The organism is Gilliamella sp. B3801, assembly GCF_026536645.1.
Classification (GTDB): Bacteria; Pseudomonadota; Gammaproteobacteria; order Enterobacterales; family Orbaceae; genus Gilliamella; species Gilliamella apicola_I.
The window spans coordinates 1-13,226 of record NZ_JAFNNR010000005.1; the positions used below are offsets into that span (position 1 = coordinate 1).

Sequence of the window (13,226 nt, forward strand, 5' to 3'; positions counted from 1 at the left end):
CCGAACTCAGAAGTGAAACGCCGTAGTGCCGATGGTAGTGTGGGTATTACCCATGTGAGAGTAGGGTGCCGCCAGACTTTTAAATTTTAAGTTATACTATGTAATCATACCAAATACGGTGGAGCGGTAGTTCAGTTGGTTAGAATACCTGCCTGTCACGCAGGGGGTCGCGGGTTCGAGCCCCGTCCGTTCCGCCACCTTATTTAGGGGCGTAGTTCAATTGGTAGAGCACCGGTCTCCAAAACCGGGTGTTGGGAGTTCGAGACTCTCCGCCCCTGCCACAAAAAATCATGAATTTGTCTTAATTTTAGTCGTTTGATTATTTTTATCTATATAAATAAAAAAAATTTATTTACAGATTTACTTAGTTAATTATAATTTCCGCCCAACTACTTTTACAATCCAGAGGAAAAAAAATGGCTGAAAGTTTTGTAAGTCAACAACGTTTTTTTGATAATAAAAATTATCCACGAGGATTTTCTCGTCATGGCGATTTTACTATTAAAGAAGCACAAATTTTAGAAAAGCATGGTTGTGCATTTAAAGATCTTGATGCAGAAACAAAAAAACCGACAACAGCAGAAGAAAAATCATTTGTTGCAGTTTGTAAAGGTAAAAAAGAGCCTGCAACCGATTTTGAAAAAGTTTGGCTTAAATACCTTTCTCGTATTAATAAACCAAAACGTTTTCATACATTATCGGGTGGAAAACCGCAAATTGATGTAAACGATGATTTTGTCGATAATGATGACTGATTCTGTTAACCAATATTTTTGTGTAATTGAATTAACAGTCTATCCATAGAACGATAACTTAAAGCTTCTGAAATATGTTTTCGTTCTATGTTCTTTGAACCTTCTAAATCCGCAATTGTCCTAGATACTTTCAATATTCGATGCCAAGCTCTAGCTGAAAGTCCTAACTTGATTAAGGCTTGTTCTAAATATTCATTATTATCGTCAGATAATTGGCAATAGTGTTCAATTTCACTTGCTTCTAATTGACTATTTAATTTTTTATTCCTATCAAATTGTGTATTTCTTGCCTGTAAAACTCTTTGCTTAATAGATACTGTTGATTCAGCAGATGCTTTTTTCTGACTTAGTGAACCTTTTGGTAAAAGTGGTACTTCTATAGAGATATCAAATCTATCAAGAAATGGACCAGAAAGTCGGTTCAAATAACGAATGACTTGTTGAGGCGTCGTTCTATTGTGTGTTCCTTGATAATGACCGGTAGGACTTGGATTCATAGCAGCAATAAGTTGGAATTTAGCTGGAAAGCGTATTTTAGCATTTGCTCTTGAAATAATAATTTCACCAGACTCAATGGGTTCTCTTAACGCATCTAAAACTTTACGATTAAATTCAGGTAATTCATCTAAAAATAATACGCCATTATGTGCCAGTGAAATTTCCCCCGGTTTTGGAATTGTTCCTCCACCAACTAGTGCTGCAGTTGACGCGCTATGATGTGGCGATCTAAAAGGTCGTTTACGCCAATTTTTAATTGAACCATTTAGACTGACTAAACTAGTGATAGCTGCACTCTCAAGAGCTTCATCATCGGTTAATGGCGGCAATAAAGAAGTTAACCGAGTGGCTAACATAGTTTTGCCTGTTCCAGGTGGTCCAATAAGCAATAAATTATGTCCACCTGCGGCTGCAATTTCTAAAGCTCTTTTAGCATGTTCTTGGCCTATGACATCTTGTAAATTAACTGTTTCACTTTCTACATCATCATTTAGACGGTAATTTACTTTAGATAAACTCACTTCATGATTGAGATGTTGACACAATTCAAATAAATTATTGGTGATTAATGCATTGCTATGATGAATTAAAGAAATTTCAGACTGATTTTCTGTTGAAATAATTAATGTGCGATGACTTTTTTGTGATGAAATCGCAGCAGGGATAGCACCTTTCACAGCGCGAATATTTCCAGATAGCGCCAGTTCACCTAAAAATTCATATTGCGATAAATCCTGAGCAGGAATTTGCTCCGTTGCCGCTAAAATTGCAATGGCAATCGGCAGATCGAAACGACTTCCTTCTTTAGGAAGATCAGCAGGTGATAGATTTACAGTTATTTTCTTGGCAGGAAACGTAAAACCACTGTTAATAATAGCGCTACGTACCCGATCTTTAGATTCTTTGACTGTTGCTTCAGGCAAACCAACTAATACAAAGCCTGGTAGTCCATTGCTAATATGGACTTCAACATTTATTAATGGTGCTTGTATACCAATAGATGCTCGTGTGTAGATAATTGCAAGTGACATAAAAATAATCATTAATGGTTAAAATGATTTATTATGTTACTTTGTTAAAATGAGAGAAGTGGCTTAATATTGGTTTATTGTGATGTAGTGTCCAATTAACATTGCCATTTTTCTTGAATAGTTAATTTTTATCAGTAAAAAACTTCGATACAAATAAACACACAAAAAATAAGCCAGCATTACTTAAAACTACTGATGGACTTGTCGGTGTGTCATAGAGAAATGAAAATAATAAACCACTTAATACCGATATCATTCCAATAATAATTGAAAGTATAGCCATTACTTCAGGTGTTTTGGAAAAGTATCTAGCTGTAGCTGCAGGGATAATAAGTAAAGAGGTGATAATCAGTGCTCCCACGAATTTCATTGCAATACCAATAGTAAAGGCTAATAGGAGTGTTAGAATTAATTTTGTTAATCGAATATTAATACCTTGAATGAAAGCTAATTCTTCATTAACGGTAATAAAAAGAAAATCATTCCAGCGCCATATCAATAATAAACCGATAAATATTACACCAATTACGATTTGAGAGATATCAGTGTAAGTTATTGATAACAGATCACCAAATAAGTAACCCATTAAATCAATCCGTATGTTTCCCATTAGACTGATTACAACTAAACCTAAAGATAACGCACTATGAGCAAGAATACCCAGTAATGTATCAATAGGAAGTTGTTTCTGGGATTCTAGCCAAAGTAATCCTAATGCTAAAATCAGTGTCACAAGAATTACTGCATAAAATAGATTAATATTTAATAAAAAACCAAAAGCAATACCGAGTAGAGCTGCATGAGATAAAGTATCACCAAAATAAGACATTCTACGCCAAACAACAAACGTTCCTAATGGACCGGTAATGGTTGTTAAGCTTAATCCAGCTAACAAAGAAGGTAATAACAATTCAATCATTTTAATGATCCTTTTCTATATGCATTAATTTATCATGTTGATGATCAGCCGATGTTCTACATAAGTCATGTTGGTGATTGTGATGATGTTTATACACAGCGATTTGTGATGCACCGTGTTGACCAAATAGGGAGACAAATTCAGGGTCATTTGACACAGTAGCAGGTGTACCCGAACAACAAATATGATGATTCAGACAGATAACTTCATCCGTTTTAGCCATGACTAAATGGAGATCATGCGAGACCATTAATACCCCACAATTAAATTGTTTTTTTGCATTAGCAATTAAATCATATAAAAGAATTTGTCCATTAACATCTACGCCTTGTGTCGGTTCATCAAGAATAAGTAATTGAGGCTGTTTTGCTAAAGCTTGAGCAAGTAAAACACGCTGTAATTCTCCACCCGACAATTGATGCATTGATTTATCGACTAAGTATTCTGCTTTAACAAGTGAAAGCGTTTTTAAAATATCGTCATTTTTTAATTGTTTATTTAACCGCATAAAACGCTTTACAGTAATAGGGAGAGTTGGGTTTAAATTTATCGATTGCGGAACATAACCAATTGTTAAATTCGGTAAACGACAAATCTGTCCCGAAGAGTGGGGTAGTAATCCTAATATGACTTTAACCAGCGTTGATTTACCTGCACCATTAGGCCCAAGTAATGTAATAATCTGATTTAGCTTAATAGCTAATGAAATATTATCTAATATTTTTTGATGATTGATTTCAACGGAGACATTTTCAAGTGAAATTAATTGAGTCATGTAACGGGTAGCCCTTGCTCACCTAAATGTTATGTTATATTATAACAATATTAAATTTTATTCTATCATAAATTATAGCATTGGATAATAACGTGAAAAATCATATCGTGAAGACTTTTAAACTGTTTATACAGTATTTAATAATCTTAACCCCAATATTAATAATACAAAGCGCAAGTAATTATGCTAATGCTACGGTTATATCGTCGGTTAAACCAATAGGTTTTATTACTCAAGCTATTACATCAGGCATCACTGATGCAGAAATTCTTTTACCGGACGGTGCTTCTCCTCATACTTATTCATTAAAACCTTCTGATTTAAAGAATATTAAGTCAGCGGAATTAGTTATTTGGGTTGGTGAAGATATGGAAACCTTTATGCCAACCTTATTGAAAAATATCGATAAACAAAAGCAAATTGAATTAATGGAAATTCCTGCAATTAAGACTTTGCTTCGAACTAATCACGATGATCATTCTCATGAAGAAATAAATCATCATCAATCAGACCATGATCATCATGGTGAATATGATGAACATATTTGGCTTTCGCCTGAAATAGCGAAAATTATTGCGCAATCCATTCATGATAAACTTATCACCCTTTATCCAGATAAAAAAATAAAAATTGACGAAAATCTAAACGAATTCACTATAAAATTATCTGAAACAGAACAAAACATTGCAAAAAAATTAATAAACGTCCAAAATAGAGGGTATTTTGTATTTCATGATGCCTATGGGTATTTTGAATCACAGTTTAGATTAAAAAATCTAGGTAGTTTTACTATAAATCCAGCAGTTCAACCGGGCGCTCAAAAAGTTTATGCTATTCAACAAAAGTTAAAAGAACACCAAGCAGTATGTGTTTTTATAGAGCCTCAGTTTAGCCCAGCAGTTATTGAAAAATTGGTTAATGGAACAAATGTCAGAATTGGAGAATTGAATCCTTTGGGGACAGATATAATGCCTTCAAAAGATGCGTATTTTCAATTTTTAATGAAATTAACTCAGCAATTGTTGGATTGTTTAGATAAATAATCAGATAGATAATAAATAGTTAAGGTTTATTTTGGCTCGAAAGATTGAAAATCGTCATATTGAAAAAAGCAAAGTGAAATTTCCCTATTTTTCAATATTAGGCGTTCTTCTTGTTGTTATCTTTTTTACGATATTATGGCGACCATTGAATTTGGATCGCACGGTTTATATACCGTTGAATCCTCAAGTTGAAACAACCGTGAATAATACTTCTGTGCCTGTAAGTATTGGAGAAGGTCAGGTTGAGTTAGTCGACGGTAATTCAAATTCTACTGTGATAGAATCCTCTGATGAACCGGAAGATGAAATTGTCAAAGATGACTTAGATAAAATCATTGATGAAAAAGACAATACTGTACAATATACCATTGTTCGGGGCGATACCTTACATGATATTTTATTACGCTATAACGTAAATCGAAATGATGTTTATGAATTAACGTCCAAATTTAAACAGCTTGCTAATTTAAGAATTGGTCAACAGTTGATGTGGACAACAGACGATGACCATAATTTACAAAACTTGAACTGGACTATCTCAAGCAACAATATCCGAATGTATGAAAAATCGGGTAATGACTTTGTTGAGAATTCAGAAACGGTCGAAGGAATTTTACAAGAAGTCGTTATTAAAGGTGAAATAAAATCTAATTTTATTGCTGATGCCCGTAAAAGTGGTTTAACTAGCACTGAAATCGGTATTATTACTCGTGCTTTACAATGGCGATTAGATTTTAAACGCTTACAAATTGGCGACAAATTTTCCGTTATTCTGTCTCGTGAGATGCATGGCGACCGTTTATCGAATAGCCAATTGTTAGCGGTTCGCTTCAAAAATGGCTCAAAAGACTATTATGCTGTTCTTGCCGATGACGGTAAATATTATGATATTAATGGTGATAGCTTATCCCAAAGTTTTTTCCGTTATCCATTAGCAAAAAAAGCGCGTGTTTCTTCTCAATTTAATCCTCGTCGTTTACACCCTGTGACAGGAAAAATAGCGCCTCATAATGGTGTTGATTTTGCGGTATCTCGAGGAACACCTGTCTTATCGGTGGGGAATGGTGAAGTTGTGATCGCTAAATATAGTGGATCAGCAGGTAATTATATCGCTATAAGGCATGGGCGTCAGTATATGACGACTTATATGCATTTAGATAAGATACTAGTTAAACCAGGACAACAGGTTAAACAAGGTGAACAAATAGGATTGTCAGGCAATACAGGACGTTCAACAGGGCCACATTTACATTTCGAATTACATATCAATAATAAACCTGTGAATCCATTAACAGCTAATTTACCTATAGATGAAGGTTTAACAGGTAAATCTAAAAACGCTTTTGTTGCGAAAGTGAAAAGTATTAAACCACGACTAGAATTTAATAATTAATTTTGTAGAAACACTATTTTAAGCTAAATATGTGCTAAATAAACAAGGCAGATATATCTTTGAAAAATTGTGTTATGATAACGAAATATATTTTATGACGAATTTTAGGTGAGCTTTGAATACTTCGACTAAATCTACAAAAAAGAAACCTACTCAAAAAGTAAAAAAAAATAAAAATAAAAAACGCTCACTTTGGCGCCGATTTTTGTCATTGCTATTTAAACTGTTTTTAGTTTTTGTGGCTGTGACCGTAATGTATGGTATTTATCTCGATCAACAAATAAAAGAACGCATAGATGGTAATGTTTGGGAATTACCTGCAGCTGTTTATGGTCAAATTATCGATCTTGAGCCAGAAAGTGAATACAGTTTAAGCGATGTTGTAACGTTGTTAATAGGTGCACAATATCGACAACAGGATACGCAAGCTACTCGACCCGGTGAATTCATCGTCAGTAATGATACTGTTGAAATATATCGTCGCCCTTTTACTTTTCCTGATGGTGAAGAACAAGCTTTTCGAGTTAGAATTACGTTCTATGATAATCGAATAGATCGTATTACTAATTTAGATACAGGACGTGATTTTGGATTACTTAAGATCGATCCAAAATTAATTACAATGATGCACTCACCTAATGGAGAACAACGTTTATTTGTTCCTCTCAAAGCATTTCCTGATTCACTGATTAAAACTTTAGTTGCTACTGAGGATAAACGTTTTTATGATCATCATGGCGTGAGTTTATATTCGATTGGGCGAGCAATTTATGTCAACCTTACCACAGGTCGTACCGAAGGTGGAAGCACGTTAACTCAACAAACTGTAAAAAACTTATTTTTAACTAATGAACGTAGTTTAAGCCGTAAAATACGTGAAGCCTATATGGCGATGATTCTTGATGCTCGTTATAGTAAAGAACGTATCTTAGAGTTGTATTTAAACGAAGTTTACTTTGGACAAGCTGGGAGTGAGGAGATCCACGGTTTTCCACTTGCTAGCCTTTACTATTTTGGTCGTCCTGTTAATGAATTGACGCTCGATCAGCAAGCAGTTCTAGTTGGAATGGTAAAAGGGGCTTCGTTATATAATCCTTGGACGCAACCTAAACAAGTTTTAGAACGCCGAAATGTTGTTCTAAAGCTGACCGAGCAACAAGGAATTATTGATGATGAGTTATATAATCTATTAAGTCAGCGCCCACTATCTGTTTTACCAAAAGGTGGTGTTATTTCGCCACAACCTGCTTTTATGCAAGTTGTTCGTAGTGAATTAAGAAAGCAATTAGGTGATAAAGCAGATCACCTTTCAGGAATGAAGATTTTTACGACATTTGATCCTGTTGCCCAAGCAGCGGCAGAACAATCAGTTACGAATGAAATTGAAAAATTACGTAAATCAACTAATAAAGATTTACAAACAGCCATGGTTATTGTTAGCCGAGAAACCGGCGAAATTCGTGCAATTATTGGTAGTGCAGAGCCTCGTTATCCTGGTTACAACCGTGCATGGTTAACCCGAAGAGCAATTGGTTCACTTGCTAAGCCTTCAACATATTTAACAGCATTAGGGCAACCGGATCGTTTTCAACTTAATACGTGGTTGGATGATTCACCACTTTCAATAAAGCTTGATAATGGTTCGTACTGGCAACCGAAAAATTATGATCGTAAGTTTCGTGATCGTGTCATGTTAGTGGATGCTTTAGCACTTTCGTTAAATGTACCAACCGTCAACTTAGGGATGGCTCTTGGTCTTGATGCGACTAAAAATACCCTGCAAGCATTGGGTGTGCCAAGTGATCGTATTACGAATCTACCTTCACGGTTATTAGGTGCTTTAGAGTTAACACCTTTAGAAACAGCACAAATGTTCCAAACGATTGCAAACAATGGACAACGTTCGCCGTTATCTATTTTAAGATATGTACTAACGGATAAGGGAGAATTGGTATATCAAAACTATCCTAAACAGATTCAAGCTGTTTCACAGCAATCAGCCTATTTAACAACTTATGCTATGCAACAAGTTGTGGAATCGGGGACATCACGGTCTCTAAAACGAAAATATGGATCATTTAACTTAGCTGCTAAAACCGGAACCAGTAATGATTCTCGTGATAGTTGGTTTACAGGAATTGATGGTAAAAATGTCGCTGTTGTTTGGATTGGGTTGGATGACCATTCGCCAATGAAATTAACAGGTGCAACAGGTGCATTAAAAATATATAGTGAATACTTACAAAATAATCCACCTAAAAGGTTATCGCTCCCGATACCTCAAAATATCTATATGTTATCGATAGATGATAATGGTCAGTGGCAATGTGATGATCGTAGTGGTCGAAAATTACCTGTTTGGACAACCAATACACAAAGCTTATGTAACAACAATAATCAACCGACTCCAAGTCAGCAAGTACCAACTTGGGTCACTGAAATGTTAAATAATTAGGTGAAATAAAATGCCTGAATTACCCGAAGTGGAAACAAGTCGCCTAGGTATTTTGCCTTATTTAAAAGGGCAAACTATAAAGCAAATAGTAGTTAGGCAACCAAATTTACGTTGGCCTGTTGATGAACTCATTCATCGTTCTCATGGAGAAGTCATTTTGGATGTCAAAAGACGTGCAAAATATTTGTTGATACAGCTAGCACATAATTGGATTATCATTCATTTGGGAATGTCAGGTAGTTTGCGTATTTTACTTGATGAACAACAGGAAGTAGCAAAGCATGATCATATAGACTTGGTTTTAGAAAATGGTGTTGTATTGCGTTATACTGATCCAAGACGTTTTGGTTCATGGCTCTGGGCTAATTCGCTTGAAGAGGTTTCTCAATTAAACCATTTAGGGCCTGAGCCTTTGAGTGATGCGTTTTCAGCAGAGTATCTGTTGGCGCAAGCGAAAAATCGTCAAATACCAATTAAAAGTTGGATTATGGATAATCATATTGTTGTTGGTGTAGGAAATATCTATGCATCGGAATCGTTGCATATGGCAAAAATTAATCCCAATCGAAAAGTGAATTCATTACAATTAGTCGAGTTTGAAAGATTAGTTTCAGCGATCAAGCAAGTACTGACTAAATCGATTAAACAAGGTGGAACGACACTAAAAGACTTTCTTCAATCTAATGGAAAGCCTGGTTATTTTGCTCAAAAATTACAAGTATATGGGCGAGAAGGTCAAGAATGCCATAATTGCAAAACTATAATAAAATCGCAAAAAATAGGTCAGCGGAATACTTTTTTTTGTGATAATTGTCAAAAATAGTAAAAAACAAATGGATACTTATTTTTTTTCAAAACGATAAATATGTTAATAAACACACTAGGCTAAAACATCTTTTCAGACAGTTTGAAAATTTTTAATTTTAAAACAATTATTTTTCTTTTTTTGATAACTCAAAAGTTAAATTAGCATAACCAATCTTTTTAACAAAAAAAGCGTTAAAATTATATTAACCTTTTTATTCCATATACTATAGACTTGTTATTTAATATCAGCTATCTTTCTTAATGAAAAAGTATGTAGAAATTGTTGAAATATAAAAATTGCCATTTTTAAGTGATAATAATCGTATGTTTTAATTTTTATTACTTTTCTCCAACTACTAATATATAGTGAATCTAACGTAGTTATTTATGTTTAATTTAAGGAATTTAAGATGATCAAATACGCCTCTCGCTTTTTGATAATTTGTTCTATATTTTTATTTGCTTTAATCAGTAATAGTTGGGCAGATAATACAGGGATTCAAATAAATATTACTGAAGGTGTCAGTACCGCAAAGCCTATTGCTGTTTCACCATTTAAATGGACAGGATCGGGAGAACCACCCCAAATAATTGAAAATATTATTGCATCTGACTTACGCAATAGCGGTAAATTTAATCCAATCGACATCGAAAATATGCCACAAAAACCGACAACCGCATCTGAAGTTAATTCTGCTGTATGGAAAAATCTTGGCGTTTCAGCTGTTGTCGTCGGTTCAATTCAACCTGATGCTTCAGGGAAATACCACATTACTTATCAATTAATCGACACCGTTGATAAACCGGGTGCTATTTTGGCTGAAAACCAATTTACAATAAGTCAACGTTGGGTGCGTTTGGCCGCACATTCGGCAAGTGATGAGATATTCGAATCACTTACTGGAATTAAAGGGGCCTTTAGAACACGCATCGCTTATGTTGTAGAGACGAACAGAGGGCCGTACACGCATGAATTAAGAGTGTCTGACTATGATGGTTATGATCAAGTAACCGTTCATCGTTCTAAAGCCCCACTTATGTCACCAACTTGGTCTCCGGATGGTAAAAAATTAGCGTTTGTTACTTTCGAAAGTGGAAATTCTGCATTGGTCATGAAAAATTTAGAAAACGGCGCCATTGAAACCGTTGCTTCTTTCCCTCGACATAATGGTGCTCCCGCATTTTCACCTGATGGTACAAAGTTGGCATTTGCACTTTCTAAAGATGGTAACTTAAATATTTATATTAAAGATTTAAATTCTAAACAAATCACTCAAATTACAACCGGTCGAAGTAATAATACTGAACCTTCTTGGATGCCAGATAGCCAAACAATTGTTTATACGTCAGATCAAGCTGGACGTCCACAACTTTACAGTATCAATATAAATGGTGGTACACCTCAAAGATTAACATGGGATAATACTCAAAATCAGAATGCTCGTGTTTCTCCAGATGGATCGTTTATTGCAATGATTTCAACCAACAATGGTGAACAACACATCACGAAATATGATATGGCAACCAAAACCTACCAAAGATTGACTGATACATTTTTGGATGAGACTCCAAGTATTGCGCCAAATGGTACCATGATTATTTACAGTTCGACGAAAGGATTAGGATCGATTTTGAATCTTGTTTCGACTGATGGCTTTTTTAAAGCTGAATTACCCGTATCAGATGGACAAGTGAAATTTCCATCTTGGTCACCTTATTTATAAATTACTGTCGAACTTGATAAATTAAAATGATAAATATTCAATTTATACTGAAGAGTTAAGAAATATAATATATCAACTTTATTTCCAAACTGGTAACAAACGATATTTGAAATCAGTTGGATCGGCTAAAAATAAATATTAATTTATTTAAAAACACAAAGGAGTTATTACAATGCAATTCTCTAAATATCTTAAGGTAGCAGCTATAGCTTTACCATTAATTGCTTTGACAGCATGTTCTTCTAAAAATGGTACCGACGCGAATGGTAATTTTAGCGATACTTTAACAAGAGAAGATCGTGCTTTGCTTGCAAGATTACAACAACAAGAAATGAATACTGTCTATTTCGATTTTGATAAATATAATGTTAAACCTGAATATAATCGCATGTTAGATGTTCATGCAGGTTTCTTACGTGCTCATACCTCAATGAAAGTTGTGATTCAAGGGCATGCTGATGAACGAGGAACACCAGAATATAATATCGCACTTGGTGAACGCCGTGCTGTAGCTGTTGCTTCTTATCTACAAGCGAATGGTGTCTCTTCTAGTCAAATGCTGATAAGATCATTTGGTAAAATGCAACCTGCCGTATTAGGTCATGATGAAGCTGCGTACGCTAAAAATCGTCGAGCGGTTGTTGTATATTAATTATATTTCATAACGGCTGAAGGTTCAGCCGTTAATTTTTCATATTGAGTTTTCATTTATGCATAAAAAAATAATTACATCACTCATATTGCTTTTGTTTACCGGTTACGGTTATGCAGCAAGTAATGCTGAATTAGAAAGAATGATACAAGCACAAGGACAGTTATTGATTGAGAGTCAGCAAAAGATTAGTGATTTACAATCGGATGTTGATACCTTACGTGGTCAATTGGAAGATACCAAATATCAACTAAATCAGACTATTGAACGTCAAAAAATGATTTTACAACAGATGACCAATGGTACCGAATTCTCATCAAATCAAACTAACAACTCATCTAATCAATCAGCATCACAAACTACCCAAACTGAATCGAGTGCAACTTCATCAAATTTAATAAATTGGACAACCACAGGAAATGATAAAACCGATTATAATTTTATTATGCAATTTATTAGTGATGCTAATCAAAGTAATGAACTCATTTTAGCTTTTAAAAAGTTTTTAGAAACTTACCCAAAATCGATATATCGTGCTAATGTGAATTATTGGCTTGGTCAAGTTTATTATAAGCAAGGTAAAAAAGATGATGCGACGTTTCATTATGCAACGGTAGTGAAAGATTTTGCAAACTCAGCGAAAGCACCAGATAGTCTTTATAAAGTAGGCTTGATTTTACTTGAAAAAGGAGATAATAAGAATGCTAAAGCTGTTTTTCAACAAGTAGTCAATAAATACCCTAAAGATAAAAATGCGGTGAACCTTGCCAAAAAGAAACTCGCTTCACTTTAGTCAAAACGTATGAAAAACCAGCTTTTGAAAAAAAGCTTTCAGAAAAGGGTTGCATTACCTCATAATTATAAGTAATATAGCAACCCGAAATTGCTTGTACCTATAGCAAAAAAGGTGCAAAGCGTCTCTTCATAATGGGTTGTTAGCTCAGTCGGTAGAGCAGCGGACTTTTAATCCGTTTGTCGAGCGTTCGAATCGCTCACGACCCACCACTTTCTCTCCTTCAAAATCAAATTAGAAATCAATTGAATTTAACAAATTTTAGTGATCATATTTATCGGAAATAATATTAAACCATTATTCTGTTAAGCTTAAAAGATGGGTTAACACAACAAAAGGGTTAAAAAATTATGTTCATTTGTTAAATTTTCTCGATTTTAA

General features: G+C 34.5%; 11 protein-coding genes and 3 tRNA genes. 11 read left to right on the forward strand and 3 right to left on the reverse strand.

Features of this window, described 5'->3' with window-relative positions; translation table 11 throughout:
• The first annotated feature begins 120 nt into the window (after nt 1–120).
• The 3 genes from J3U14_RS05355 (at nt 121) to J3U14_RS05365 (ending at nt 755) form a co-directional block, all read left to right on the forward strand.
• Nucleotides 121–197 (forward strand) — tRNA-Asp (locus J3U14_RS05355).
• A gap of 8 nt (nt 198–205) precedes the next feature.
• Nucleotides 206–281 (forward strand) — tRNA-Trp (locus tag J3U14_RS05360).
• A gap of 135 nt (nt 282–416) precedes the next feature.
• On the forward strand, nt 417–755 hold the full coding sequence (locus J3U14_RS05365; protein WP_065557810.1) for a DUF413 domain-containing protein: 339 nt from the start codon (nt 417–419) through the stop codon (nt 753–755).
• A gap of 5 nt (nt 756–760) precedes the next feature.
• Here J3U14_RS05365 and J3U14_RS05370 read toward each other — a convergent pair whose 3' ends face one another.
• From J3U14_RS05370 to znuC, 3 genes are all read right to left on the reverse strand, one after another.
• Nucleotides 761–2,284: a YifB family Mg chelatase-like AAA ATPase gene (locus J3U14_RS05370; protein ID WP_267351443.1), complete on the reverse strand. Its 1,524-nt coding sequence runs from the start codon at nt 2,282–2,284 to the stop codon at nt 761–763.
• Between the two features lie 121 nt (nt 2,285–2,405).
• Complete coding sequence (gene znuB / locus J3U14_RS05375) at nt 2,406–3,203, reverse strand: zinc ABC transporter permease subunit ZnuB (protein ID WP_267351445.1); 798 nt, start codon at nt 3,201–3,203, stop codon at nt 2,406–2,408.
• A 1-nt stretch (nt 3,204) separates the two neighbouring features.
• A complete protein-coding gene (znuC, locus tag J3U14_RS05380; protein ID WP_267351447.1) occupies nt 3,205–3,978 on the reverse strand; it encodes a zinc ABC transporter ATP-binding protein ZnuC in 774 nt (257 codons plus the stop codon).
• 92 nt (nt 3,979–4,070) lie between these two features.
• On the opposite strand from znuC, the gene znuA reads away from it, so the two are divergent.
• From znuA to J3U14_RS05420, 8 genes are all read left to right on the forward strand, one after another.
• The gene (gene znuA, locus J3U14_RS05385; protein WP_267351448.1) at nt 4,071–5,021 is read left to right on the forward strand and encodes a zinc ABC transporter substrate-binding protein ZnuA; all 951 of its coding nucleotides are present in this window, start codon (nt 4,071–4,073) and stop codon (nt 5,019–5,021) included.
• 31 nt (nt 5,022–5,052) lie between these two features.
• Nucleotides 5,053–6,414, forward strand: a complete 1,362-nt coding sequence (gene mepM, locus J3U14_RS05390; RefSeq protein WP_267351450.1) for a murein DD-endopeptidase MepM — start codon at nt 5,053–5,055, stop codon at nt 6,412–6,414.
• A 115-nt stretch (nt 6,415–6,529) separates the two neighbouring features.
• Complete coding sequence (gene mrcB, locus J3U14_RS05395; protein ID WP_267351451.1) at nt 6,530–8,869, forward strand: bifunctional glycosyl transferase/transpeptidase; 2,340 nt, start codon at nt 6,530–6,532, stop codon at nt 8,867–8,869.
• 10 nt (nt 8,870–8,879) lie between these two features.
• Nucleotides 8,880–9,692, forward strand: a complete 813-nt coding sequence (mutM, locus tag J3U14_RS05400; RefSeq protein WP_267351453.1) for a bifunctional DNA-formamidopyrimidine glycosylase/DNA-(apurinic or apyrimidinic site) lyase — start codon at nt 8,880–8,882, stop codon at nt 9,690–9,692.
• A gap of 397 nt (nt 9,693–10,089) precedes the next feature.
• Nucleotides 10,090–11,400, forward strand: a complete 1,311-nt coding sequence (tolB, locus tag J3U14_RS05405; RefSeq protein ID WP_411597326.1) for a Tol-Pal system beta propeller repeat protein TolB — start codon at nt 10,090–10,092, stop codon at nt 11,398–11,400.
• Between the two features lie 172 nt (nt 11,401–11,572).
• Nucleotides 11,573–12,052: a peptidoglycan-associated lipoprotein Pal gene (gene pal / locus J3U14_RS05410; protein ID WP_267351457.1), complete on the forward strand. Its 480-nt coding sequence runs from the start codon at nt 11,573–11,575 to the stop codon at nt 12,050–12,052.
• A gap of 58 nt (nt 12,053–12,110) precedes the next feature.
• Nucleotides 12,111–12,845 (forward strand): tol-pal system protein YbgF, encoded by a 735-nt coding sequence (gene ybgF / locus J3U14_RS05415; RefSeq protein WP_267351458.1) that lies wholly within the window; start codon nt 12,111–12,113, stop codon nt 12,843–12,845.
• Nucleotides 12,846–12,981: 136 nt separating this feature from the next.
• Nucleotides 12,982–13,057 (forward strand) — tRNA-Lys (locus J3U14_RS05420).
• Nucleotides 13,058–13,226: the final 169 nt, after the last annotated feature.

What these genes read in the sequence shown, in the direction of transcription:
- pal (WP_267351457.1), top strand. Translation starts at nt 11,573, where the DNA reads ATGCAATTCTCTAAATATCTTAAGGTAGCAGCTATAGCTTTACCATTA.
- znuC (WP_267351447.1), bottom strand. Translation starts at nt 3,978, where the DNA reads ATGACTCAATTAATTTCACTTGAAAATGTCTCCGTTGAAATCAATCAT.
- J3U14_RS05370 (WP_267351443.1), bottom strand. Translation starts at nt 2,284, where the DNA reads ATGTCACTTGCAATTATCTACACACGAGCATCTATTGGTATACAAGCA.
- mutM (WP_267351453.1), top strand. Translation starts at nt 8,880, where the DNA reads ATGCCTGAATTACCCGAAGTGGAAACAAGTCGCCTAGGTATTTTGCCT.
- ybgF (WP_267351458.1), top strand. Translation starts at nt 12,111, where the DNA reads ATGCATAAAAAAATAATTACATCACTCATATTGCTTTTGTTTACCGGT.
- J3U14_RS05365 (WP_065557810.1), top strand. Translation starts at nt 417, where the DNA reads ATGGCTGAAAGTTTTGTAAGTCAACAACGTTTTTTTGATAATAAAAAT.
- znuB (WP_267351445.1), bottom strand. Translation starts at nt 3,203, where the DNA reads ATGATTGAATTGTTATTACCTTCTTTGTTAGCTGGATTAAGCTTAACA.